Origin of the sequence: Bacillus sp. N5-665, from assembly GCF_022637375.2 — a bacterium.
GTDB classification, from domain to species: Bacteria; Bacillota; Bacilli; order Bacillales; family Bacillaceae_G; genus Bacillus_A; species Bacillus_A wiedmannii.
In genome coordinates this window covers 393,713-418,006 of record NZ_CP093325.1, presented here as the reverse complement: position 1 = coordinate 418,006, position 24,294 = coordinate 393,713, and the positions used below count along the sequence as shown (strand labels likewise).

The 24,294-nt window shown below is 35.3% G+C and carries 25 protein-coding genes, 1 riboswitch and 1 other annotated feature; of the genes, 9 read left to right on the top strand and 16 right to left on the bottom strand.

Annotated elements, in window-relative coordinates; translation table 11 throughout:
* Positions 1-43: 43 nt before the first annotated feature.
* Positions 44-883: a glyoxal/methylglyoxal reductase gene (gene pgoN, locus MNO09_RS04325; protein ID WP_000793574.1), complete on the bottom strand. Its 840-nt coding sequence runs from the start codon at positions 881-883 to the stop codon at positions 44-46.
* A gap of 15 nt (positions 884-898) precedes the next feature.
* Complete coding sequence (locus MNO09_RS04320) at positions 899-2,062, bottom strand: MFS transporter (protein ID WP_164083082.1); 1,164 nt, start codon at positions 2,060-2,062, stop codon at positions 899-901.
* 395 nt (positions 2,063-2,457) lie between these two features.
* Between MNO09_RS04320 and MNO09_RS04315 the strand changes: the two genes are divergently transcribed.
* The 3 genes from MNO09_RS04315 to MNO09_RS04305 all read left to right on the top strand — a co-directional run bounded on the left by MNO09_RS04315 (position 2,458) and on the right by MNO09_RS04305 (position 4,899).
* Positions 2,458-2,805 carry a winged helix-turn-helix transcriptional regulator gene (locus MNO09_RS04315; protein ID WP_000760478.1) on the top strand — a complete coding sequence of 116 codons (348 nt, stop codon included), beginning with the start codon at positions 2,458-2,460 and terminating at the stop codon, positions 2,803-2,805.
* 430 nt (positions 2,806-3,235) lie between these two features.
* Complete coding sequence (locus MNO09_RS04310; RefSeq protein ID WP_001115312.1) at positions 3,236-3,676, top strand: DUF1641 domain-containing protein; 441 nt, start codon at positions 3,236-3,238, stop codon at positions 3,674-3,676.
* A gap of 44 nt (positions 3,677-3,720) precedes the next feature.
* On the top strand, positions 3,721-4,899 hold the full coding sequence (locus tag MNO09_RS04305; RefSeq protein ID WP_000043195.1) for an NAD(P)/FAD-dependent oxidoreductase: 1,179 nt from the start codon (positions 3,721-3,723) through the stop codon (positions 4,897-4,899).
* 196 nt (positions 4,900-5,095) lie between these two features.
* On the opposite strand, the gene tyrS is transcribed toward MNO09_RS04305, so the two are convergent.
* The 5 genes from tyrS to MNO09_RS04280 form a co-directional block, all read right to left on the bottom strand.
* Positions 5,096-6,355, bottom strand: a complete 1,260-nt coding sequence (tyrS, locus tag MNO09_RS04300; protein ID WP_001021120.1) for a tyrosine--tRNA ligase — start codon at positions 6,353-6,355, stop codon at positions 5,096-5,098.
* 52 nt (positions 6,356-6,407) lie between these two features.
* Positions 6,408-6,623 (bottom strand) — a binding site (T-box leader).
* 97 nt (positions 6,624-6,720) lie between these two features.
* Positions 6,721-7,638 (bottom strand): UDP-N-acetylmuramate dehydrogenase, encoded by a 918-nt coding sequence (gene murB / locus MNO09_RS04295; RefSeq protein ID WP_001057082.1) that lies wholly within the window; start codon positions 7,636-7,638, stop codon positions 6,721-6,723.
* A gap of 388 nt (positions 7,639-8,026) precedes the next feature.
* Complete coding sequence (locus MNO09_RS04290; protein WP_000573650.1) at positions 8,027-8,422, bottom strand: SET domain-containing protein; 396 nt, start codon at positions 8,420-8,422, stop codon at positions 8,027-8,029.
* 211 nt (positions 8,423-8,633) lie between these two features.
* Positions 8,634-10,136: a DUF4077 domain-containing protein gene (locus tag MNO09_RS04285; protein ID WP_000455091.1), complete on the bottom strand. Its 1,503-nt coding sequence runs from the start codon at positions 10,134-10,136 to the stop codon at positions 8,634-8,636.
* Between the two features lie 34 nt (positions 10,137-10,170).
* Complete coding sequence (locus MNO09_RS04280) at positions 10,171-11,229, bottom strand: endonuclease/exonuclease/phosphatase family protein (RefSeq protein WP_000734839.1); 1,059 nt, start codon at positions 11,227-11,229, stop codon at positions 10,171-10,173.
* Between the two features lie 221 nt (positions 11,230-11,450).
* A riboswitch (Fluoride riboswitch) is annotated at positions 11,451-11,510 on the top strand.
* A gap of 54 nt (positions 11,511-11,564) precedes the next feature.
* Between MNO09_RS04280 and crcB (MNO09_RS04275) the strand changes: the two genes are divergently transcribed.
* Both crcB (MNO09_RS04275) and crcB (MNO09_RS04270) read left to right on the top strand, forming a co-directional pair.
* Positions 11,565-11,969, top strand: a complete 405-nt coding sequence (gene crcB / locus MNO09_RS04275; RefSeq protein ID WP_000639337.1) for a fluoride efflux transporter CrcB — start codon at positions 11,565-11,567, stop codon at positions 11,967-11,969.
* Positions 11,966-12,322, top strand: a complete 357-nt coding sequence (crcB, locus tag MNO09_RS04270) for a fluoride efflux transporter CrcB (RefSeq protein WP_000969608.1) — start codon at positions 11,966-11,968, stop codon at positions 12,320-12,322. Before crcB (MNO09_RS04275) ends, crcB (MNO09_RS04270) begins: the two co-directional genes overlap by 4 nt.
* A 33-nt stretch (positions 12,323-12,355) precedes the next feature.
* Here the strand turns inward: crcB (MNO09_RS04270) and MNO09_RS04265 are convergent, their stop codons facing one another.
* From MNO09_RS04265 to psiE, 6 genes are all read right to left on the bottom strand, one after another.
* Complete coding sequence (locus tag MNO09_RS04265; protein WP_000980964.1) at positions 12,356-12,595, bottom strand: DUF3947 family protein; 240 nt, start codon at positions 12,593-12,595, stop codon at positions 12,356-12,358.
* Positions 12,596-12,695: 100 nt separating this feature from the next.
* On the bottom strand, positions 12,696-12,929 hold the full coding sequence (locus MNO09_RS04260) for a DUF3955 domain-containing protein (RefSeq protein WP_078183282.1): 234 nt from the start codon (positions 12,927-12,929) through the stop codon (positions 12,696-12,698).
* 159 nt (positions 12,930-13,088) lie between these two features.
* Complete coding sequence (locus MNO09_RS04255; protein ID WP_000016325.1) at positions 13,089-14,282, bottom strand: MFS transporter; 1,194 nt, start codon at positions 14,280-14,282, stop codon at positions 13,089-13,091.
* A gap of 5 nt (positions 14,283-14,287) precedes the next feature.
* Entirely contained in the window at positions 14,288-15,835 is a 1,548-nt protein-coding gene (locus tag MNO09_RS04250; RefSeq protein ID WP_088107470.1) for an ABC-F family ATP-binding cassette domain-containing protein, read from the bottom strand.
* A 435-nt stretch (positions 15,836-16,270) separates the two neighbouring features.
* A complete protein-coding gene (speG, locus tag MNO09_RS04245) occupies positions 16,271-16,786 on the bottom strand; it encodes a spermidine N1-acetyltransferase (protein ID WP_088107471.1) in 516 nt (171 codons plus the stop codon).
* A gap of 360 nt (positions 16,787-17,146) precedes the next feature.
* Positions 17,147-17,551 (bottom strand): phosphate-starvation-inducible protein PsiE, encoded by a 405-nt coding sequence (psiE, locus tag MNO09_RS04240; protein ID WP_000834706.1) that lies wholly within the window; start codon positions 17,549-17,551, stop codon positions 17,147-17,149.
* 294 nt (positions 17,552-17,845) lie between these two features.
* Here psiE and MNO09_RS04235 point away from each other — a divergent pair, with 294 nt between their 5' ends.
* Positions 17,846-18,403 (top strand): cysteine hydrolase family protein, encoded by a 558-nt coding sequence (locus tag MNO09_RS04235; protein ID WP_001001089.1) that lies wholly within the window; start codon positions 17,846-17,848, stop codon positions 18,401-18,403.
* A 40-nt stretch (positions 18,404-18,443) separates the two neighbouring features.
* Here MNO09_RS04235 and MNO09_RS04230 read toward each other — a convergent pair whose 3' ends face one another.
* Both MNO09_RS04230 and MNO09_RS04225 read right to left on the bottom strand, forming a co-directional pair.
* A complete protein-coding gene (locus tag MNO09_RS04230; RefSeq protein ID WP_223270633.1) occupies positions 18,444-18,872 on the bottom strand; it encodes an Lrp/AsnC family transcriptional regulator in 429 nt (142 codons plus the stop codon).
* Positions 18,873-19,161: 289 nt separating this feature from the next.
* Positions 19,162-19,593: an Lrp/AsnC family transcriptional regulator gene (locus MNO09_RS04225; RefSeq protein ID WP_002008929.1), complete on the bottom strand. Its 432-nt coding sequence runs from the start codon at positions 19,591-19,593 to the stop codon at positions 19,162-19,164.
* A gap of 167 nt (positions 19,594-19,760) precedes the next feature.
* On the opposite strand from MNO09_RS04225, the gene MNO09_RS04220 reads away from it, so the two are divergent.
* The 3 genes from MNO09_RS04220 to MNO09_RS04210 all read left to right on the top strand — a co-directional run bounded on the left by MNO09_RS04220 (position 19,761) and on the right by MNO09_RS04210 (position 22,255).
* On the top strand, positions 19,761-20,342 hold the full coding sequence (locus tag MNO09_RS04220; RefSeq protein ID WP_000926488.1) for a beta-class carbonic anhydrase: 582 nt from the start codon (positions 19,761-19,763) through the stop codon (positions 20,340-20,342).
* Between the two features lie 55 nt (positions 20,343-20,397).
* Positions 20,398-20,847 (top strand): cyanase, encoded by a 450-nt coding sequence (cynS, locus tag MNO09_RS04215; RefSeq protein WP_033657709.1) that lies wholly within the window; start codon positions 20,398-20,400, stop codon positions 20,845-20,847.
* 127 nt (positions 20,848-20,974) lie between these two features.
* Entirely contained in the window at positions 20,975-22,255 is a 1,281-nt protein-coding gene (locus tag MNO09_RS04210; protein WP_001037020.1) for a purine/pyrimidine permease, read from the top strand.
* Between the two features lie 51 nt (positions 22,256-22,306).
* Here the strand turns inward: MNO09_RS04210 and alo are convergent, their stop codons facing one another.
* A complete protein-coding gene (gene alo / locus MNO09_RS04205; protein WP_070169206.1) occupies positions 22,307-23,845 on the bottom strand; it encodes an anthrolysin O/cereolysin O family cholesterol-dependent cytolysin Alo in 1,539 nt (512 codons plus the stop codon).
* Positions 23,846-24,294: the final 449 nt, after the last annotated feature.

Here is a 24,294-nt window from a genome sequence, read left to right as displayed (position 1 = left end):
AAAAGAGTGCAAACTGTTTGCACTCTTTCTCTCCACTATAAGTTTAGAAATCAAAGTTATCAGGATCTGGACCAACACGATGATTTTCATTTAACGCATCGATTTTCTCCATATCTTCTTTCGTTAATTCAAAGTTAAACACATCAGCGTTTGCAATGATACGGTGTTCTTTCGTTGATTTCGGAATTGTGATTACTCCATTTTGAAGATCCCAACGTAAAATAACTTGAGCTGTCGTTTTACCGTGTTTCTCAGCAATTGCTTGTAATGTTTCGTTATCTAATAATTGACCTTGCATTAATGGTGACCATGCTTCCATTTGAATACCTTGTTCTTTACAGAAAGCTTGTAATTCTTTTTGTGTCAAACGAGGGTGGTATTCTACTTGGTTAATCATTGGCTTGATTTCCGCATCTTTCATTACATCTTGTAAGTGATGAACTTGGAAGTTACTTACGCCAATTGCACGTACGCGTTCTTCTTTATAAAGTGTTTCTAATGCTCTCCACGTATCTTTGTATTTCCCTTCTACAGGCCAATGAACAAGATATAAATCTAAATAATCTAGCTCTAATTTTTTTAAGCTCTCTTCATATGCAGCAAGTGTCGTTTCATATCCTTGATCTGCATTCCACACTTTTGAAGTAATAAATAAATCTTCTCGAGAAATCCCTGCTTCTTTTATACCAGCGCGAATTCCTTCTCCTACAGCTTTCTCGTTTCCATAAATCGCAGCTGTATCGATACTGCGGTATCCTGCTTTAATCGCCGATTTTACTGCTTCTACAAGTTCTGGTCCATCTTCTACTTTAAATACACCTAAACCGAACCAAGGCATTTCTACACCGTTATGCAATGTTGTTGTACTTTGTAAATTTTTCATTATATTTTCTCTCCCTTACTTCACTTGATCTCTTTTTTCTAATGTCATACTCCACGCTGTTAAAATAACAGCACCTACTACCATAATGCCTCCTACCCAGGCCGTATGAATTAACCCTAACGAGTTCGTTACAATACCGCCCAAGTAAGCACCAAGAGCAATTCCTGCGTTAAATGCTGCAATGTTAATCGCTGATGCCACATCAACAGCACTTGGAACAAATCTCTCAGCCAAGATAACGACATACACTTGTAGCCCTGGAACATTCATAAACGCAAATAGTCCCATAAAAATAATTGTGATGAGTCCAGCGACTTTAAATGGTGCTGTAAATGTTAAAACAAATAATACAATCGCTTGAATAAAGAACATGTAAAATAATGCTCGAATCGGATTATGATTTGATAATTTTCCGCCAACCATATTCCCAATCGCAATTGCAATTCCGTACACTAACAAAATAATTGTAACGGTACTTGATTTAAATCCTGTTACTTCTTGTAATAGCGGAGATAAATACGTAAATGTTACGAATGTCCCCCCGTACCCTAATGCAGTAATAGTAAATACAAGTAATAGTCTTCCATTCGTAATCAGTTTGAATTGATCACGAAATGATACGGATGTACCTTTTTTCAAGTTAGACGGAATCAGCATACTGTTAGCGATTAAGGCAACGATTCCAATTGCCACAATTACCATAAACGATGCTCTCCAACCAAATTGTTGACCGATAAATGTTCCAATCGGTACACCTGTAATGGTCGCAACAGTTAAACCAGTAAACATAAATGCAATTGCACTTGCACGTTTATTCTCTGGTACAAGCGCAGCCGCAATTGTGGATCCTATCGACATAAAAACACCATGCGCAAACGCAGATACAACCCTCGCGATAAGTAACACAGTAAAACTTGTTGCCACTGCCGCAATTCCATTACCAATAATGAAAATAGTCATAATCCACATTAATAACGTCTTTCGCGACATACTAGCTGTTAACGACGTTAATACTGGGGCACCAAACGCTACTCCTAATGCATATAAAGAAACGGTTAAACCCGCTGTTGTAACAGAAACATGTAAATCCTCTGAAATAGATGGTAATAAACCGACACTAATAAATTCGGTTGTACCAATTCCAAACGCACTAATTGCTAGTGCTAATAAAGCAAACATACTTCTTCGATTCGTCTGTACTGCCGAAGAAGATACTGTATATGAATTCAATTGAACTCCTCCTTAATGCGAGAAATCCAATCATAATAGTATGATAAAAAGGCCTTTTTATCTTCTACAAACATAACTTTACTGCTGATATATGCTATTATGAATGGCTTCACTCTTTTTTTGAAGAACGCACTTTAAAGTACGATAGGTACCAAAAAGTAACATAGGCACTTTTTAGTACCGTACTACTCATTTCCCTCTTACATATGCTATTATGGAACATATTCAACATGATAAAAAGTACGTACTTTAAAGTGCTATAGGTACTTTTTAGTAACATTTAAATTATTTAGCTTCTTTTGTTGGAGAACTGAAATCTATATTCATCAAAGGAGATTTTTTATATGAAGAAATATAATATTCCCGTTGAAGCGACTTTAGAGGTTATCGGCGGAAAATGGAAAGTCGTTATTCTTTGCCACTTAACGAAAGGTACAAAGAGAACGAGTGAATTAAAACGTCTCATGCCTGGTATTACACAAAAGATGTTAACACAGCAATTACGCGAATTAGAAGAAGACGGAGTTATTCAAAGAAAGGTATACAATCAAGTACCACCGAAAGTAGAATATTCTCTTACAGACTACGGTTGGTCTTTAGAATCCATTCTTGATTCTCTTTGTACTTGGGGCGAATGCCACCTTGAAAAAAGCGGTAACACATCGATGCTAATTACAGAAGGTGAACAATAAAAAAAGGAAAAAATGAACATAAATTTGTCCATTTTTTCCTTTTTTTATTTATATATACGTACATTTCCTACCTTATCAAAATAATTTATGCGCTTTCACGCCTTGTCAGTACTACGTTATACGCTTAATATCAAATAATTAGGAATCATTTTTATGTTAACATAGGTGTATATAGTATATAATATAGGATATATATTATATACACTTTCCGATAAAGGAACTTTCCATTATGCGGACAAGCCATGTATCGGACAGTTCATAAATAATAGGTAGGACATTATGGTTTTGGATTTATGATTTCAGCTTACTTGCTGGCATAAATTTAAAGGCATTTTATTGTGCTTTGTGAAACTTTGTATAAAGTTTCGCAAACGTTTACTATCTTACCTATCAAAAATAAGAGTATTGCTATCGTAAAGGAGAATTGGAGATGCCAGAAACTATGACTCAAACAAAGCCAGAACAAGAAACTGTACAAATTTCTGCTAGCCAAGGACAACTTGATGTACTTGATCAGTTGTTAAAACCTGAGGTACAAGAATCATTAACAACACTAGTAGAACAGCTTCCAAAATTAACTGAGCTTGTTAATATTTTAACTAAGTCTTATGACTTCGCTCAAACTGTTGCTACTGATGAAGTATTAAAAAGCGACACTGTTAGTGCAATCACAGAGCTTGTAGAACCTGTAAAAGATACAGTGAAAGGCATGGCTGCAACTGCTATCGAAGCGAAAGATCGTGCTGACGAAAGCAACGAAGTTATCGGCCTGTTCGGTCTATTAAAATTACTAAAAGACCCACAAGCACAAAAAATGTTCCGCTTTGTGAACGCATACCTTCAAATTAGTGCAGAACGTAACAATAAATAATTTAACTTATAACAACAATTAGTAAAGACGGGGGATATCATACTATGTCAAAACAAATTGTCATCTTAGGCGCTGGTTATGGCGGTCTTCTTGCCGCTTTAAACGTACGTAAATATTACAGCAAATCAGAAGCACAAGTTACAGTGATTAACCAATACCCAACACACCAAATCATCACTGAACTACACCGCCTTGCAGCTGGTAACGTTGCTGAGCAAGCAATTGCAATGCCACTTACAAAGCTTTTCAAAGGTAAAGACATCGATCTTAAAATCGCAACAGTTGAGTCATTCTCAGTTGATAGCAAAGAAATTAAACTAGCTGGTGGCACTACTTTATCTTACGATGCACTTGTAGTTGCTTTAGGAAGTAAAACTGCTTACTTCGGTATTCCAGGACTAGAAGAAAACAGCATGGTATTAAAATCTGCTGCTGATGCAAACAAAATCTACAAACACGTTGAAGACCGTATTCGTGAATACGCGAAAACGAAAAACGAAGCTGATGCTACAATCGTAATCGGCGGTGGCGGATTAACTGGCGTTGAGCTAGTTGGTGAGCTTGCTGACATTATGCCTAAACTTGCAAAAAGCCACGGCGTAAATCCAAAAGAAGTTAAACTTCTTCTTGTTGAAGCAGGTCCAAAAATCCTTCCAGTATTACCAGACCACTTAATCGAACGTGCAACTACTAGCCTAGAAGCACGCGGTGTTACATTCTTAACAGGTCTTCCTGTAACAAACGTTGCTGGCAATGAAATCGACTTAAAAGACGGTCAAAAACTTGTTGCTAACACATTCGTTTGGACAGGCGGCGTACAAGGTAACCCATTAATCGGTGAATCAGGTCTTGAAGTAAACCGTGGCCGTGCAACAGTTGATGCATACCTACAATCTACTTCTCACAAAGACGTATTCGTTGCTGGAGACAGCGCTGTTGTCTTCTCTCCAGACGGTCGTCCATACCCACCAACTGCACAAATCGCTTGGCAAATGGGTGAGTTAATTGGATACAACTTATACGCAGCACTAGAAGGCAAAGCTTTCGAAGAGTTCGCACCTATTAACTCTGGAACACTTGCTAGTCTAGGACGTAAAGATGCTGTTGCTACAATTGGAGCAAGCAATACTCCACTTAAAGGCTTACCAGCATCATTAATGAAAGAAGCAAGTAACGTTCGTTACTTATCACACATTAAAGGTCTATTCAGCTTAGCTTACTAATCTGAATATAAGCCCGAATCATGCCCGACATGGTTCGGGCTATTTTTATCCGTAATGTTCTCTACTTACTTATATTCGGCAAAGAATTACTATAACCCTTTTTAATTATCTAAATATACTGACTTTTTTGCATCGAAATTTTGTATATGAAAAGAGTGAAAGCATCTTTCTTACTTCCACCCTTCCACAAAAATTATTATCCCAATTTCACTAAGCTGTAGTTCTTCTTCCCTTTACGAATAATAATAAATCGTCCATCAAATGAATTTTCTACAGTAACATCTGTACCCACATCCATTACTTTTTCACCATTCATCGAAATAGCTCCATTATTAATATCTTCACGTGCTTGTCGTCTAGATGGTTCAATCCCTAAATCAACTAGCCATTCTACGATGTTTTTCGTCTCTTTTGCAGACTGGAATGTTGGCATCTCTTTAAAGCCTTGTTCAATTTCATCGGCTGTTAACGATTTAATATCTCCGCTAAATAACGCTGCTGTAATTTTCACAGCTTGCAAGAATGCCTCTTCTCCATGAACGAATTTCGTCATTTCTTCCGCTAATACTTTTTGCGCTTCACGTTTATGAGGCTCTGTTTCTACCTTCGTTGCCAATTCATCGATGCGCTCTTTCGTTAAGAACGTAAAGTATTTCAAGTATTTCACTACATCACGGTCATCTGTATTCACCCAGAACTGGTAAAATTCAAATGGTGTTGTTTTTTCAGGATCAAGCCAAACTGCACCACCTGCTGATTTACCGAACTTCGTACCATCTGATTTCAGTAATAACGGAATCGTTAATCCAAATACTTTCGCTTCGTGCCCTTCTAACTTACGAATTAAATCTAAACCACTCGTAATATTTCCCCATTGGTCACTACCACCAATTTGCAGTTGAACATCTTCTTTCGTGTATAAATGATGGAAGTCCATCGCTTGCAAAATTTGGTACGTAAATTCTGTGAAAGAAATTCCTGTATCTAAACGACTTGCTACAATGTCCTTCGCTAACATGCTATTAATGCTAAAGTTTTTCCCGTAATCACGTAAAAACTCGATAATGCTTATTTCATGTGTCCAGTCGTAGTTATTTACCATCTTCACTTCGCTATTTCCACCAAAATCAAATAGCTTTTTCATTTGCGCTGTTAACGCATCCACATTATGCTGAACTACTTCTAACGTTTGAAGTTGACGTTCTGATTGACGTCCGCTCGGATCACCAATTGTTCCTGTTGCCCCACCAATTAAAATAACTGGATGATGGCCAGCTAACTGGAATCTCTTCATCATCATAAACGGAATCAAATGTCCAATATGCATACTATCACCAGTCGGATCAACTCCGCAGTATAGTGAAATCTTTTTCTCTTCTACTAGCTTACGTAAACCTTCTTCATCAGTCTGTTGATTCACAGCGCCGCGCCATTCTAATTCATCAATAATATTCATCTTTTGTCATCCCCTCTATTTTTTTGAAAACAAAAAGTCCCTATGTCTATGACATAGGGACGATTATTCACCGTGTTACCACCCAGTTTGTATAAATAGCATAGCTACTCATACCACTCTTAGCAATAATATCGATTGCCAATCCGCTTAGCATTACCTAAGATACTCCAGAGTGTAATTCGCAAGTTTGTTTGTGCTAGGTTCCAGCAACCCCTAGCTCTCTCGTTAACAGTGACAAACTGCTACTGGGCTCTTTCAACGTATATTATTTGTTAAATTATTAGCCATTATATTGAATTGAAAACAACTTGTCAACAATACCCAAATGTTATTTTAAAATAATTCACATTTTCATACGTATTTCGTTACTCTTTATCTTCTCCAATAATCCTTACTTCTCGCTCTAACTTCACGCCAAATTTCTCTTCAACAGTCTTTTGTACAAAGTGAATTAAATCAATGTAATCTTGTGCTGTTCCGTTATCAACATTCACCATAAATCCAGCGTGTTTTAAAGAAACTTCCACTCCGCCAATTCGCTTACCTTGTAGGCCCGATTCTTGAATTAATTTACCAGCAAAGTTATTTGGTGGGCGCTTAAATACACTACCACATGAAGGGTATTCTAGAGGCTGTTTTGATTCACGTTTAAACGTTAAATCATCCATTTTCTCTTTAATTTCTTCACGTACACCTTCTTGAAGCTCAAATCTCGCTTCAAGAATAATGTAATGGTTGTTTGCAAATACACTCTTACGATATCCAAATTCAAATGCTTCTTTCGTTAAAGTACGTAGCTCTCCATCACCTGTCATTACGACAGCTTCTGTTAATACAAACGATACTTCACCGCCGTAAGCACCAGCATTCATATATAACGCTCCACCAACTGAACCTGGGATACCACAAGCAAACTCAAGACCCGTTAAATTATGATCTAATGCAATACGTGATACATCAATAATTGCTGCACCACACTGTGCTACAATCGTTGTTCCTGTTACAGTCACACCTGTAATGTGAATTAAACTTACTATAATCCCACGAATTCCACCATCTTTAATAATGACATTCGATCCATTCCCTAAAAACGTAACTGGAATATTATATTCGTTAGCATATTTGATAACTTCTTGAATTTCATCATAATTTGTCGGCGCAACGAACACATCTGCTTTTCCACCAACTTTAATATGTGTATGATTCTTTAACATTTCATCTTTTTTCACATGACCTTCAGGCAATACCGTACTTAAATATTCATAAACCTCTTGCATATTCATTTTACGATTCCTCTATTTCTATATTCTTTTTATCCCGTTATACGGGCCCATAATATCCCCACATACATGAACGAACCTAAAGTGGTGGATACAGTGTACCCAAAATCAATTCGAGACACCTATAAACCTCTTAATTTATAAGAGGTGCCACTCATATTAAAATATATATTGCATAATAAAGCAACCAAAATGGGCTACTAAACTTGACATGTCATCAGAAAGACAACAATTTGTAAAATATATTACTTTTTCAAAACACTATCCTTCAGTATCTTACTATACCACACGAAAATAAAGTGGTATTTTTTTGTAATCTTTACTTTATTTTCATCAATAAAAAAGATGCTTTTACATAGGTAAAAGCATCTTTTTTATTACTTATTATAATTTACTTTTCGTTCTCTTCTTTTTCCTTATCAAACCATAATAGCTCATCGTCATCAACTTCACCATTATAATTGATTAGAATCTCTTCTCCCGCTTTTATATCTTTGTAAGCAAAGAAGTTAAACGTATGATTCTCGAAGACAATATCATACGTTGCATTCGGATTATATGCATGATTAAATAACATGCCGTATCCTAAAAGGAATGCCGTATGATTTACCCCATACTCAAATGCGTAGTCAGCAAGTAACGTTTTCTCAATGTGTTCATGCTGTTCATTCGGATAAGAGATAACTGGTGCTGAGTGAATCAACTCACCCTTTTTAATATCACGAGTTGCAAATACCCCTCTATTAAATTCTCCATCACTAAGTTCAGAAGTCTTAACTTCGATCATATGCGTCACCTATATAATTCTTTCTTTGAAGTATTTTATTCCGCTATTTGCGGGGTTCAACTAATAATCAGTAGCGTATAGCCCCACTAATTAAAGTCTCAGTTTATCTCCTTAAGCTTGGCAGAAAACGCGCAGAAAAGCAATTAAATTACTATCAAGTATTCATTTAAATGAAAAAAGAGCACACACGGTGTGCCCTTTTCAAGAGATATTACTTTTCTAAAATATTTTCTAGTAACTTCACTTGCTCACTAACAGTATGTAACGTCTTCACCGATATATCATTTCGATGTTTTTCTTCTTCCACACTTGCTAACACTTCTTCCGTAGCCGCAGAAGTTTGCTGAATTACATTAGAAGCATGTGTAACATCCTTTACGATATTCGTCGTTTTAATCTGCAAGTTTTCTTGATGACCAACAATCTCTCTCATTACATCATTAATTGCATCAATAAACTTCCCTAAATCCGTTACATTTGTTAAAACACTTGCTAGCATTTCATTACATTCTTCTTGTACTTTTTCTGATTTCTCTACCTGCACTTCCACTTTACTTGCTTGATTACTAAACTCCTTCAAAATACCTTGAATTCTCCCCGCAGAACGATTCGATTCTTCGGCAAGCTTTAATACTTCATTCGCTACAATAGCAAATCCTTTTCCATGCTCGCCTGCTCTTGCCGCTTCAATATTTGCATTTAAAGCTAGCAAACTCGTCTGACTTGAGATATTCGTTATTACATCTACAATTTCATTAATTTGCTTCGACTGCATCATTAAATCTCTAAATATAATTCCTGATTGTGAAACAACATCATTTAAACTTCTCATATTCGCTTCAAAATTTCGTAAAGTATGTACACTCCCCTTTGAAATCTCTAAACTTTCATCAACACGAGTCGATGCATTTCTTACTTGCGAAATGATTTGTTCAATATTCCCCTCCATATCATTCAATACTTCTACTGAACGATGCATCATCTCTGATTGTGATTGAGTACCAACTGCCACCTCTTCAAAAGCGAAATTAATTTCACTCATCGACTCCATCGATGTATTCATATTTTGTCTTAAATGATTGAAATTACTATCTAGTTTCACAACAGTTTCCTCAATAAGTCTTTGAGTCTCTTCTAGCTCCTGAGCTTTCCTCATTACTTCTTGCTTCTCATCACTTAAACGAGCTAACAAATTAGAGCCAATCTTCGTTACGCCCCACATCGCGATCGTTACGATCGCTAACAAGCTTGCGAAGTTTGCAGCTTCAGATGCCGCTGTATAAGCAAAAAATTGCTTCGGCCAATAACTACAAAGAATAAATGTAATAACAACCGCCACTCCGCCGAGAATGATAACGAGACGTTCACTTAAATAAATAAGTGAAACTGCTAGCGTAAAGTAGACCATTTGAAATACAGCCGGACTTTCATTAAAAGCTTGTACCATAATGAAAGACATAATAAGCAACATAAATGTCATGATATATTTATACATCGCTTCCATGCTTTCTATAAAAGTAAGAAGCGTTCCAAATACAACAACTGAAATACCACAAACCCAAAACGCTATTGCTCTCTCTGTAAAAATATATCCGTAATACCCAATCGCGATTATTCCAAGAAAGAAACTACAAATCGTAATGAACAGCAATAAATGATTTTTCTGTGATTCTTTCTCAAGGTTAGAAAAACAAGTTCTCTTTAACCACTCCATATATGAAGCCCCACCTTCTACTTATACATATCGATTACTTCAGCTTAAATACCGCACTTACTGGGTTATGATCGCTATTTTCAAACTTTAAATCTTTCCCTTGTACATTTACAATTTCCACATTCGGTGAAACGATAAAACCATCAATAATCGTGACGAAGTTTTCACCCTCCACATATTTCTTCACATCATCTCTCACCGTCATAACAGACGGATCTACAGCCCACTTAAAGCCACCATCAGTAAAGTCCTTTGGTAACTCTACTAACCACTCTGGGCGCTCTTTCACAAACTTCGGATCACTTAACTGAGCGTTCGAAAGTAATTGATTCCAATCTCCGCCCATTATTACGTAATCACCATTTTCATAATGCTTGTTCATATATTCTTTTAAAAACTCTACTTGCTGTTTTCTAATTTTCCCGCCTTCATCATACGCAGACAAATGTAAATTTACGAGTCTCACAAACTTCCCATTATTAACAGGTATTTTATGCTCAACAATCGCTCGATCTAAATCAAACAAACGCTTTGGCCAAGGCTCCATTCCAGGAAGTTGGAACCTCTGCGCTGTTTGGACTGTATATTTAGAAAACGTACTTAGTCCAGCCTCCGCATATCCCATTGGACTTGTAATTGGTACAGGGACCCATTTTGTATCATAGTTCTTTCCGAACGACGAAGCATAATCAGGTAATCCTTTTTTCAAAAATTCATGTCCATTTACATCAAAAGATCGCAGTGATTTTATATCAACCTCTTGTAATAAGGTAAAATCACTATTCTCATTTTGTAAAAACGAAAGCATATTCTTTAAATTCGTTTCCGTTTGCTCTTTACTACTTGAACCAGATCTCTTTCCACCATCCATAAAGAAGTCTTGATCCTTATCTAATCCAGCATAGCCAATATTAAATGTTGTAACTTTAAATTCATTTCCAAGCGCTAACACGCGTTCCTTATTATTCTCCACCTTCAAACTTATAACATTAGCCGGCTGTTCTTTTGTAAGTGTCATATACGCTAAAAAACCACCTACAACTCCCAATCCTACTAAAATACATATAAGTACTATTTTTAATAATTTTTTCAAACGAACGACTCCTTTTCTAAAACTACCAATTTTACTTTTCTTTATTTTCAGTTAACTAAAAACAAATGACAGACATAAGAAACATTTTATCACATCAAAAACCTTATATCACTATATTTAGTTTATAAACAGAAGTTCCCTATCTTAAAGCATCACATACATACAAAACAGCTCCACTTCTTCACTGGAAATTCTACGCAATTTTTAGTACACTATATGTAATAATTATAGGCGATGGAGTTCGCCATAACTGCTGCTTAGCTAATGACTCCTACCAGTATAACTACTGGTAGGAGTCTATTTTTTTGAGCAAGCTATTTAAAGAGGTGAAGAAATTGATTTATATTATCGTTGGCATAGCCGGTATATTAGGAGCCCTCTCTCGTTATTATTTAGGTCTTACTATTCATACTTCATGGCATCATTCATTTCCATTAGCTACGTTACTTATTAACTTAGCCGGCTGCTTCTTATTAGCGTGGCTAACTACGTATATCGCTCGAAGAAATATCTTGCCTTCAGAAATTATCACAGGCATTGGAACTGGATTCATCGGTTCCTTTACGACGTTTTCGACATTTAGTGTAGAAACTGTGCAATTAATCAATCATTCTGAATGGAGTACGGCTTTCTTATATGTATCATGCAGCATACTTGGTGGACTCATTATGTCTGGTCTTGGCTATACATTAGGTGATTTCTTACTTAAGAAACCTCTTACGAAAGGTGATCACTTATGATGGAAGCTTTATTAGTGGCAACTGGAGGTTTCTTCGGTGCTATTACACGATTTGCAATTAGCAATTGGTTTAAAAAAAGAAATAAAACTTCCTTTCCAATTGCTACATTTCTCATTAATATAACAGGGGCGTTTTTACTCGGATATATAATTGGCAATGGCGTCACTACAGGTTGGCAATTATTATTAGGTACTGGATTTATGGGTGCCTTCACGACATTTTCAACATTTAAACTAGAGTCCATTCAGCTCTTCAATCGTAAAAACTTTTGCATACTATTTATATATTTAAGTGCTACTTATATAATCGGTATCCTTTTTGCATTCCTTGGAATGAAGCTAGGCGGAATATAAAAAAAGAAAGCGACTCTTATCAGTCGCTTTCTTTCATAAGAAGTATGTCCCGCCATATGGAATGGAGAATAAACCCGCTGGATGCACATCGTAATGTACAATTTGCATCGGAGGCTGTGAGTACGACATATACTGCCCTTGCATCATTTGTGCAAAATATGCTTGCTGCTGCATTTGAATCGCTTGATTCACAGCATGAATTGTCCCCTGTGCTCCTGCCAGTGTAATAGCTGCTCCCACTTGTCTACCACTATAAAAATAATGATTCATCATGATTCAGCTCACTTATTATTTTTCTTCCATATAGTATGTTTCTATTTCATGGTGAGTGTTTTGTCCCGATTAATGAATCCCTCACTACTTAAACTTCATTTTATCTATTACTTTTTTTCAGCTTTGAAGTAATAAAGCCAAATAGTAATACAACAATACCACTCAAGAACAATACATAACTTATCGGTACTAAGAAAAAGAAAGGTTCTTCAAGGAATCCATTCGCTCCCACTTTACTGTTTGAAGCATGTATAGCTAAAGAAATAATCGCTAAAATCATGAAAGAAATAGCTACTACGTATTTATTTATCATTTCACATTCTCCTCTATTCATATAATTACCCTTAGATTATTAACATCATATTACCTAAAACAAAATCATTCGTCAATAATTATTTATTGTTTTACAATAAATAATTATTGATTATTATAAATAGAAAAAGGTTTATGAAGCACCTTAAATTGCCTCACAAACCTTTTCAAACATAAATATTTACACTTCAAACCTCTTGCTTACTACAACATAAATCGCACACAATAGCACGAATATCCCAGCATAAATTAACAAAATTTCTACACTAAACATATCAGCCAATGGACCAAATATTATCATTCCTAAAGGAAACGCGCATGAATTAGCGATTTGTACAAGACTAAACATTCGTCCGTGCATAGAAGGTTCTACTTTTTCCTGCAATAACACGGTAACCGGTGTATTGAAGCACGGCATTGTTATACCAATTAAAAAGTTAAATACTAAATACACAATAAATACCGGAGCAATCCCTAGTCCAATCATAAGCAGTCCATACAACGCACAAGCTAGCGCTGTTGTATGCATACGATTACGGAAACCACCCCATGCCGCAATCAATACGCCACCAGCTGCCGCCCCCGCACTAAAAGTCATCTCACTAGCAGTAAGTCTCCACATTTCTGCACCGAAAGAACGAGTTACCATTAAAGGTGTTAAAAAGGCGGCTGGACTTATTAAAATCATGACAATGATTAATAAAAAGAGTAGCCTTTTAATAAATACATTTTCTTTTAAGTAAGCAAAGCCTTCTTTTATACCTTGTAAATTAGATTTTTGCTTACTCTCTGTATTCACATGTCTCTCCACTTGAATGATAAACATAATACTAATTCCAATCATAGCCGTAATAACATCAATAAAAAATGTCGTTTCAATGCTAGCAATAGAAAGAATTGCAGCACTTGCTGCTGGAGAAAGAAACATAATTAAAGATGTAATACCGCTATTTATCCCATTTACTTTCATAAGATAATCTTTCGGAACGATTTGTGGGATTAACGCATTCACAGCTGGCGTTTGTACCCCTGTCCCAGCTGAACGAATGAGTAGTACTATAAAAAGTAACCAAATACTTTTATATCCTGTTAAAAATAAAACTGCTAAAACTAACGTAGCAATTGCTATACTCCCGTCCGATAACATAATCATCTTTTTACGGTCGTAACGATCAATCCAAACACCTGCAAATAAAGATATTGCAATTTGCGGTAGGAATCCGCAAACAGTTGAAATGGTCAACATTAACCCTGACGATGTTGTTAAGGTGATATACCATATAATCGCGTATTGCACGAGAGAGGAACCGAACAAAGAGATCGTTTGAGCGGTCAAAAATAAAATAATTTTCTTTTCCCAATCATTTCCACTCATATGTTTCACACCCCCTTAACTAATCCTGTCTCTATATCAAAAATACTATCTGCCCAATCAAGATAAAAACTTGCTTCGTGAGATACGAGTATAATGCTACCTTTAAACTGAATGAGTGCCTTTTGCAAAGCTCCCTTCGCTTCTGCATCTAAATGATTTGTCGGCTCATCTAAAATTAAGAAATTACAAGGTGATAATAATAATCCGCATAATTTAACCTTTGATTGTTCACCACCACTCAACGTACGAATTTCTTGTGAAACATGAGTATCTTTCACACCACATGTAGCTAAATGATGACGTACCTCCTTCACATTTAGTTTAGGAAACTGTTCCGAAATAATTTGAAGCGGCGTTAAATTATCGTTATTCCAATTTAAATCTTGCTCATAATATCCAATCTTTATTTGCTCTGAGAAGTGAAATTCTCCGGCAATACTAGAAATAGTTCCAACGATTGTTTTTAATAAAGTAGATTTCCCTACTCCGTTGAACCCTGTAATAACAAGTTTTTGCCCACCCATCACTGAAAAATCCAATTTTGGTAAGAGAGCAAAATCGTAACCAACTTCAAGATTATTTACTTCCAGAACTGTCTGAACCGAAATAGGAAGTTCCTGAAAATGAATAGACGGTTTATGAGTAAAACTTGGTGGCGCAATTTTTTCCATACGTTGCAACTGCTTTCTACGTCCTTGTGCTATTTTTGAATTCACTCCAGCAATATTTCTACGAATATACTCTTCCGTTTTTTCAATTTTCTTTTGCTGTGCATAGTATTGGCGAATATAATCTTTTCGCAAATGCTCCTTTTGTCTTACAAAATCTGAGTATTTGCCGCAATACTTCTTCACCGTTCCAAACTCTACATCACATATGCAAGAAGTCACTTTTTCTAGAAAGTCAAAATCATGTGACACGACAATAAACGCCCCTTCAAAATTTACTAAATAATTAGCAAGCCATTCGACATGCTCTTTATCAAGAAAGTTTGTCGGTTCATCTAGTAATAAAATAGTAGGCTCTTCTAATAAAAGCTTTGCTAAAATTACCTTTGCCCGTTGTCCCCCGCTTAATTCATCAATAACACGATTCATCCCAATCGCATCAATACCTAAACCGGCTGCCACCTTATTTATTACGCTGTCTACTGAATAAAAATCACGAGCCTCAAGCTGTTCTTGTATTTCAGCTGCTTTCAATAGTTGATTCTCATCTCCAGTCATCGCACTTTCTTCATATAACTTATTCATTCTCTTTTCCATTTCAAACAAATCATAAAAGGCTCGCTTTACATATTGTGAAATGGTATAGCTCCCATCAATTTCTGCATATTGATCAAGATGTCCAATTTGAATATTAGGTTGCCACTTAATACTCCCCTTATCAGAAATAATTTCCCCTACCAATATTTTCATTAATGTGCTTTTCCCTGCACCATTCTGTCCAACAATCCCCATATGTTCCCCTTTATACAAATCAAAAGAAGCATTTTCGTATAATACTTTATCTATAAAACTATGTGATAAACTTTCAACTTTAAGTAAACTCATTTTTATTCCTCTTTTCCTGAAATTAAAAAAGCAGAGAGATAGCGTCATTCGACACTAGCCCTCTGCTTCGTGGTTTTTCCCATACTACTCCAATTTACAGTAAAAGCTCATTGGAATAATATACACAAAGGGCCATAGACAAAGCATTGTCTATGGCCCCTTAATCTATTTTATACATCAACTGAAAAACCATAACCAAATAAGCATAGATAAACTATACTTTTTTAGAAAAGTTATTCAGTCGATGAATATAGGGATTTATGCCCCTTGATTAAGCTCCGTACAACGCTTCACCGTATACATTTGTGCGGAGCAAAGTTTTCTAATGAGTTTTACAAATTTTATATAAAGCATGTTCTGCACCTTCCTTAATACTTAAAAGGGATTTTAGCATACAGTTTTACGAAGCGTCAACATTACCTCCAAATCATTCAACTACTTATTTTTAAAATATTCCTTCTGGAACATACACATTCTTATCGCATTATGATAGTTACCATCAACGAAAAACTCGTCTAAAAGCTCGCCTTCCACTATAAATCCAACCTTTTTATACACATGGACTGCTTTCTCATTTTCTTTATCCACAACTAAATAAATCTTATGCATATTTAATACAGAAAAAGCGTAATCCATCGCTAAACGCGTCGCTTCTGCTGCGTAGCCATGCCCTTGATAATTAGGATCAATAATAATTTGGAATTCAGTTCTTCGGTGAATATAATCGATTTCTACTAATTCGACCAATCCAACCATCTCATTATTTTTCTCAACGATAAATCGGCGTTCACTTTGATCATGTATATGTTTATCGTATAAATCCTGCAGCTCCACAAATGCCTCATACGGCTCTTCAAACCAATACGACCTAATATGGGCATTATTATTAAGTTCGTGTACAAACTTTAAATCTTCCCGTTCTAAAGGACGTAACTTCAATTCCTGACTCATTGTTATAACCTCCAAGTAAAAGAAACCTCTTCACTTAATTTCTCAATTTTTTTCAATTTCAAACGCCCTATTTACATTGTAAACTTTCAAGCAACTTGAAGGTCAAGACATAAAAAGTTAGTGCAAGCTACGCCTGCACTAACTGACCCTAACGACGAAAAACCTATTAAAGTTGCTAATGCCCCAATTCCACAAATCTTTTTTGCTCTTGAATTCCCCAAAAATTTGTTAAACATGAATCACATCACTCCTTTTTAGATTTCCTTATTACAAAAACACGATAAACTAATATAAAATTTCATGTCGAAATTTACAACTTATTAACGAAAAAATGAAAAATAGCGCAAACTTATGTCTGCACTACTCTTTTCTCAAATCTCTCATATTCGATATGTATAAAGCAATAACTAAAACAAGAATGGATCCCGCATATAACAACGTCTCCATCGGTTCCTCATGAGATACAATAATTAATCGAATTAAAGCCGTAATTCCGATATAAATAAAATAACGTAACGGAAAATGATAATTCGACTTAAAATACTTAATAATCAATGCGATGAACTCGAAGTATAAGAAGTAGACGATAATACTTTCAACCAATTTATACGATGTATACTCCTTTTCCGAAAAGATATACTGCACAAATGTAATTGTCTCATTCACTAAGAAAATCGATAACACAATGGATAATATAATTAAAGCTATATTTAATATCCATTGCAAAACACTAGCTATAAGATGATCGATATTAAACGACTTCATTTTATCTTTAAACTCCCCTTCGTGTAAGTACGTATTTATTATAGCAAAATTATACTAGCAAAAGTGTTAAATCAAATATGATCGTCCTCTTTCACTATCACTTCACCATCCTGATATTTACGCTTAATATAGCCGTTTCCCCAATCTTTACTTTGTATCTTTTAGCTTTTTCACAATGAAACTATATGCGTCAAAATCGTTTCATGACATTATTACCTGCACATACCTACACTTTATATAATAACGGTACAGTACAAACAACGTACTGTACAAATATATGTGGGGGGATTAACTATGAACGAAGCGTTACTATTAGTCGACATACAAAATGATTACTTTGAAGGCGGCAATATGGAATTGCATCAACCTGAAAAAGCCGCACAAAAAGCGAAAGAAGTCTTGAAAGTATTTCGTGAAAAACATAAAACAGTTATTCACGTACAACATATTGCGAACAATGAAGGAGCTACTTTCTTCTTACCTGAAACAGTAGGTGTTCAAATTCATGATGATGTACAGCCAATCGCTAACGAAAGAGTCATACAAAAACATCACCCTAACAGTTTTTTAAGAACCAATTTATTTGAAACATTAAAGAATGAAAAAATAGATCAACTAGTCATTTGCGGCATGATGACTCATGTATGTATTGATGCAACAGTACGTGCTGCAAGTGATTTAGGATTTCAATGTGTTGTAATTGAAGATGCTTGTACAACAAAAGATTTAGAATTTCAAGGAAATCTGATCCCCGCAGTACACGCTCATCAATCGTTCATGAGTTCGTTAGAGTTTGGTGATATTTATGCAAAAATCATGTCGGCAAGCTGTTTTATAAACAAGAGCAAATAAAGAATTACAGTTCCATATAAAAAAAGAAAGAATAAATCTCTTATTCTTTCTTTTTTTCGATTGTCTTAATGACAGTATTTATACGATAATCACCATAATGTAAAACATCTGCAAGAGTCTCTTCTAATTGCTGGTGCGAAGATGTGTGAAGAATCATGATATAACACCCATCGCCACTTATACGATACATTTCAGTAATTACGTCCGTTTTTTCAAAAAAGGTTTGAATTTGATTATGGTAATGTGGTGCATGCAGAAATAGTGTCACAAACGTCATAATAGACCCTTCTAACTTAGCCCTGTCGATATCTATCGTATATTTTTGAATGACACCTGCCTCTTCTAATTTATTAATTCGTTTCCCAACAGCCTGGCCAGTCAAATGTACTCTCTCTCCAATTTCCTTCCAGTTCATTCTAGCGTTTTCTTGTAGTAACTTTATAATTTTAAAATCTGTTGAATCGAACATGGACATCCCCTTCCTATAAGAATCCCTTCTATAAGATCTTCATTTCCCCTACAATTCATCTCAAAAAATTTTACAATACAATCAATTAACTCTATTAGAAATTACATTATTGTTAATGGCTTTCCTTCTTCCTTTACTATGTATTTTTTTAACAGCTTTAAAAAGCCTTACTACACATAAATTGTAGTAAGGCTCTGACTATTTAAGATACACATGAAACGACTTCATTATCTCTATACAAATAAGGTTTAGCAAATAATGTTGCCATCCCCTCCAAGGAAAAGAAACCTTATTTCAACTTTCCTATTGATAAGTTAACACGATAATTCCCGTATTTTAATAGTCGTCCTAGAAAGTTATCTAAGTCTTCATTGGAAGCAAAATGTGTTTTTAATAAATAACACCCCTCACCACTTATACGGTGTACTTCAGAAATCCCTTCTTCTCCTTGAAAGAAATTCATAAACTCTTGGTGATTAGCTGTTGTTACGAACAAAGTAACAAATGCAGTCACTACTTGTCCTAATTTGATTCGGTTTATTGCAATTGTATATTGTTCAATAATCCCTAAATCCTCTAATCTTCGAATTCGATTTCCTACGGCCTGCCCCGTCATATGTATTTTTTGGCCCAGCTCTTTCCATTGTATTCTTGAGTTTTCTCCTAATAATTTCAGTATCTCAAAATCTGTTTGATCAATGATATAAACCAATCCTTTCACCGTGAAAGTAGAAAGCCCGAAAGTGTTTCGCCAACTTATTCTGCTTATCGATACAATTCACTATACTTAGTTTATCCTCTTACATCACATTATTTATCAGTTATATTTACTTATAACACAGAGGACGCAACAAAAAAATACATCTAGATTTAAAGGAGGTTACAAATATGTTATTACAAGAAATTCTATCGTTCAATGAACAATTTGTAGAAAATAAGGAATACGCTCCTCGTGAAGCGACAAAAATGCCTAAAAAACGTATGGTTGTTGTTTCTTGCATGGATGCTCGTTTAATTGAGCTACTTCCAAAAGCTTTAGATATACACGATGGTGATGCAAAAGTCATCAGAAATGCAGGTGGTAAAATTGCTTCTGCTTTCGATAGTGTTATGCAAAGTGTTGTCGCGTCAGTATACGATTTAAATGCAGATGAAATCTTCCTTATTGGACACCATAGATGTGGTGCGAGCCAAACGAATCCAAAAGGAACACTTCAAAAAATATTAGATCGTGGAGTAGCTTCACCAGAAATTTTATCAGCGATTGAATATGCTGGTGTTGACCTTAAAAAATGGTTATTCGGATTCGATGATGTTTGCGATTCAACACAAGCTAATGTTGATTTAGTAAGAAATCACCCACTTATTCCAAAAGATGTTCCTGTACACGGTTTAGTTATTGATCCACATACAGGGAAATTAGATGTAGTGGTAGATGGATATAAAGCATTACATGGTGAAACAAAATAATTAATATTACTTACACGAAGGGAAGTTATTAGATATGAAAAGACAAGTATTAGATATGAATCGACCAGAAGCTACAAAAAAAATTTTAGAAGCAAAAATTGCAAAAGGTTTAACATGGGAAGAAATTGCAAAAGTAAGTGAAAACTCTGAGACTTGGGTTGTAACAGCGTTATTAGGACAAGCTACAATGACACGTCCAGAAGCAGAAAAAATCGGTAAACTATTAGAATTAGATGAAGAAGTAGTTCAAGCATTAACAGTAGTTCCACTTCGCGGCCAAGTAATGGAAATGCCTCCTACTGACCCGATTGCATATCGTTTATATGAAATGATGTTACAATATGCACCAACTATTAGAGAGTTAATCTTAGAAAAAGCGGGCGAAGGTGTAATGAGTGCGATTAACTTCAACCTAGGTGTGGATACACAAGAAGATCCAAAAGGTGGCGATCCTCGTATCGTGATTACACTTAACGGGAAATTCTTACCATTCCGTACTTGGTAATTAATTAAAAATCTATCTATATAATTAAAATAATTTTATAGATTTACAAAATCCATCCTTTTTAATCTAACTGTGTAGAAAGGATGGATTTTTACTATGCGATTCTTTTTCAGCAAAGGAGACTAATATGAATAAAAAATACTTTGATACGAGCTTTAGTATTCTACAATGGTTTGTGTTTCTATTAGCAAATGCAATTGCATTACCTATCATTATTGGTGGCATATTCCATTTACCAATAGAAGATATCTCAACATTAATGCAGCGGACTTTTTTAGTCGTGGGAGTAAGTTCGTTTCTACAAGCGTGGTTTGGGCATCGCTATCCCATAGCGGATGGGCCAGCAGGTTCATGGGTAAGTATATTTGTCATATTGGGACAAGTAGCTATGCATCAGGGACAAAGTGCAAAAGATGTATTACAACTTTTAGAAGGCGGGTTAATTATTGCAGGTATATTACTCTTCGTTCTTGGTATAACAGGGCTTGTTCATCGAACCTTACGTTTATTTACCCCTTTAGTTACAGGAACTTTTCTTTTAATCTTAGCACTTCAGCTTAGTGGTGTATTACTAAAAGGAATGATGGGATTACAAGAATCTGCAACTCATCCCGACTATACAACAGCTACTATTGCGCTCTTTGTTTTTGCCCTTATTACTTTCTTATCAATTAAAGGGAAAGGATGGATGAAAAGTTACGCTGTGTTACTTGGAATTTCATGCGGTTGGCTTTTGTATGCAGTATTAGGAAAATCATCTCATATGCCTTCACATACAACGCTAGTTAAGTTACCAGAGATATTTGCTTGGGGCACACCTAGATTCGATATTGGAATGACTCTAACTGCGACTTTATTTACCTTTCTTTTAGTTGCAAATACAATTGCTGCTATTTCGGCTGTAAAACAAGTGGCTCCGTTATCTAAAGAAAATGAAAAGCAAACACTGAACCGTGGTGTATGGGTCGGAGGTATATCACATATTATCTCATCATTGTTCTCTACAATTGGAATTGTACCATTACCTGCATCAGCAGGATTTATTCAACTAACAGGTCAAAAAAAGGTGAAGTCGTTTCTTATAGCAAGTCTTATATTAGCAAGTATTTCTTTTATCCCCTCAATTGTAAACTTTATATCCTTGCTACCAGGTCCTATTGCTAATTCTGCACTTTTAGCTACATTTGTCCAAGTAATAGGCATTTCATTTCAATCCATTTTACGTGAAGAATTAAAGCAACGCCGATTAACTATATTAGGAATTTCATTATTAATCAGTTTGGGAATAATGTTTCTTCCAGAAAGTGCATTTAGCGGAGTTCCTTCTTCCTTACAATATGTTTTAAGTAACGGATTACTCGTAGGTACTATGATCGTTATTTTGCTAGAACAGTTTTGGAAAGAGTAAAATTTGTGACTAAGTAAAAAAGCGCCCTGATTACAGGGCGCTTTTTTATACCTAATGACTAATACTAGCCGTTGGGTATAATGTTGTTCCTCCAATTGAAACTTTTATTTCATTTGTTAATGGAACATTTTGTTCATTAATAATTGTTCTCCACCATTCCCATGCAAGACCAGTACATTCTCTAGCTACGATTTTTATATTTTTTGAATTTGGTGGAAGAGGGATAACTGTAGAGTAATGAGCTGTTTTGTCTCTGCCGCTACCATCCCATGTTTTATGTGTTAGTACTTCTTTCCCATTTTGATCAAATGTAAATTCATCCCAAGATACATCAAATTGAGCAACGTAAGCACCGTAATGATCAAGTGTCATTTTAGCACTTGAATATTCTGTAGTTGTCGTCTCAATATAATCTGTATTGTTATGAACAGCAGCAGTTGCATTATCTTTTAAGAAAGTGCTTGTATATGAAATTGGATATGCTGGATTTTTAAGACTTAATTCAGCATTATCTTTAATGATATTTCGGATTTCATTGAAATCTTTAGTAACAACCTTGTTATGCTCTTTCGCATCTCCGCCTAATACTACAGCAGTAAAGGTACTTTCTTCAAAAATATCTTTATACTGTCCACTCGTTTCGACGCTGTTATTCTTAAGTAAGGCTTTAAAAGCAGCTTGTACATCTTTACTCTTAGATGTTGTTTCTAATTTTACATAAACAGTTCTACCATAAGCTACATTTGAAACCATAACAGGTGGAGCCGAATTACTTACACCTTTACGAGTTAACTCACCAAAAGTAACACTATTATCAAAAAGATCGGATGGATTGTTAGGTAGTTCAGCACTTACGGTATAAAATATTTGCTTATATGCCGCTACCATCACTTTCTTCTCTCCATTTGCAACCGCATTAAAATCGATGTTTAGACTGTTATCGAGATATTTAGCGTTAACGTTAAGGGCACTTGCGATTTGTGATTTACTATAAACCATAGATTCTGTATACTGCATTCTTGCAGGTAACGTATGTGTTTTAGAATACTTTTCATTCCAAGTAGATACTAAATCATCTACTGCTCCAGCCACATTACCATATGTCGGATTTTGGACAGTAATTGTATTTTCTTTTCTCATGCCAGGTAAGTCTATACTAATATTCAAAGGCTTTCTCTTAGCCACTAATAAACTCGGTTGATTGTCTGCAAAAGCTTTATTTGCAAGTTGTACCGCTCCTGGATACGTACGATTCACCACAGAATCAATAATCGAAATATCGACTGGTGAAGTTGTAAGTGATTTTTTCTCGCGTTCCACTACTACAAATTTACCATTTGAATTGATACTTTCTTTCGGAACAAAACTCTCTACCTTATCACCATTTACAGCTAAAACCTCTTGATTATTATATTTAAGATTTGCTATACCAGTATCAATGCCACTAGCATTTTTGATTACATCAGTTGCATTACCTACTTGTGTTTCTGCGAAGGAAATAGATGAATAATTAATAGTGCATAGACTAACTAATAAACATGCAAGGAACTTTCTTCTTTTAGTGTTTTTCTTAATATTCAGAAAAATCACCCCGTTCTTTTTTTAGTAAGATATGATAATGATTGATAAATGATAGCTAACTAATAAACCTACATAAATGCTTTTAAAAGTTCTTGAATTAACGGGATTACGCCACCTACAAATTTCAAAACTGCCATTGCGATTTCCATATTATTTCCTCCTTTTTTATTGCTACGAAAATGTGATTAATCTTTATGCCCTCATTATAGTGACCCCTTACACTTTTATCAATACACTCTTATATGCAATATTACATACTAAGAACCAAACTGACTCCTCATAAAAAGTTATACAGAGATAAATTTTTTCGTTTGGTAGATACTTGAAAAATTGAAGCATTCCTTTGCATTTTATGAGTAATTTACAAGTTTATTGTTGGAAGCGTCGCAGGGCCGGAAGTAATGAAATACCTGTGGGACAGAGCTATCATCGGCAATCGCATAAAAAAAGCTGCTGCC

Coding starts and splice junctions, on each gene's coding strand:
- pgoN (WP_000793574.1), bottom strand. CDS start 883: ATGAAAAATTTACAAAGTACAACAACATTGCATAACGGTGTAGAAATG.
- MNO09_RS04320 (WP_164083082.1), bottom strand. CDS start 2,062: ATGTTTGCTTTATTAGCACTAGCAATTAGTGCGTTTGGAATTGGTACA.
- MNO09_RS04315 (WP_000760478.1), top strand. CDS start 2,458: ATGAAGAAATATAATATTCCCGTTGAAGCGACTTTAGAGGTTATCGGC.
- MNO09_RS04310 (WP_001115312.1), top strand. CDS start 3,236: ATGCCAGAAACTATGACTCAAACAAAGCCAGAACAAGAAACTGTACAA.
- MNO09_RS04305 (WP_000043195.1), top strand. CDS start 3,721: ATGTCAAAACAAATTGTCATCTTAGGCGCTGGTTATGGCGGTCTTCTT.
- tyrS (WP_001021120.1), bottom strand. CDS start 6,355: ATGAATATTATTGATGAATTAGAATGGCGCGGCGCTGTGAATCAACAG.
- murB (WP_001057082.1), bottom strand. CDS start 7,638: ATGAATATGCAAGAGGTTTATGAATATTTAAGTACGGTATTGCCTGAA.
- MNO09_RS04290 (WP_000573650.1), bottom strand. CDS start 8,422: ATGATCGAAGTTAAGACTTCTGAACTTAGTGATGGAGAATTTAATAGA.
- MNO09_RS04285 (WP_000455091.1), bottom strand. CDS start 10,136: ATGGAGTGGTTAAAGAGAACTTGTTTTTCTAACCTTGAGAAAGAATCA.
- crcB (WP_000969608.1), top strand. CDS start 11,966: ATGATGGAAGCTTTATTAGTGGCAACTGGAGGTTTCTTCGGTGCTATT.
- MNO09_RS04265 (WP_000980964.1), bottom strand. CDS start 12,595: ATGATGAATCATTATTTTTATAGTGGTAGACAAGTGGGAGCAGCTATT.
- MNO09_RS04260 (WP_078183282.1), bottom strand. CDS start 12,929: ATGAATAGAGGAGAATGTGAAATGATAAATAAATACGTAGTAGCTATT.
- MNO09_RS04255 (WP_000016325.1), bottom strand. CDS start 14,282: ATGAGTGGAAATGATTGGGAAAAGAAAATTATTTTATTTTTGACCGCT.
- MNO09_RS04250 (WP_088107470.1), bottom strand. CDS start 15,835: ATGAGTTTACTTAAAGTTGAAAGTTTATCACATAGTTTTATAGATAAA.
- speG (WP_088107471.1), bottom strand. CDS start 16,786: ATGAGTCAGGAATTGAAGTTACGTCCTTTAGAACGGGAAGATTTAAAG.
- psiE (WP_000834706.1), bottom strand. CDS start 17,551: ATGAAGTCGTTTAATATCGATCATCTTATAGCTAGTGTTTTGCAATGG.
- MNO09_RS04235 (WP_001001089.1), top strand. CDS start 17,846: ATGAACGAAGCGTTACTATTAGTCGACATACAAAATGATTACTTTGAA.
- MNO09_RS04230 (WP_223270633.1), bottom strand. CDS start 18,872: ATGTTCGATTCAACAGATTTTAAAATTATAAAGTTACTACAAGAAAAC.
- MNO09_RS04220 (WP_000926488.1), top strand. CDS start 19,761: ATGTTATTACAAGAAATTCTATCGTTCAATGAACAATTTGTAGAAAAT.
- cynS (WP_033657709.1), top strand. CDS start 20,398: ATGAATCGACCAGAAGCTACAAAAAAAATTTTAGAAGCAAAAATTGCA.
- MNO09_RS04210 (WP_001037020.1), top strand. CDS start 20,975: ATGAATAAAAAATACTTTGATACGAGCTTTAGTATTCTACAATGGTTT.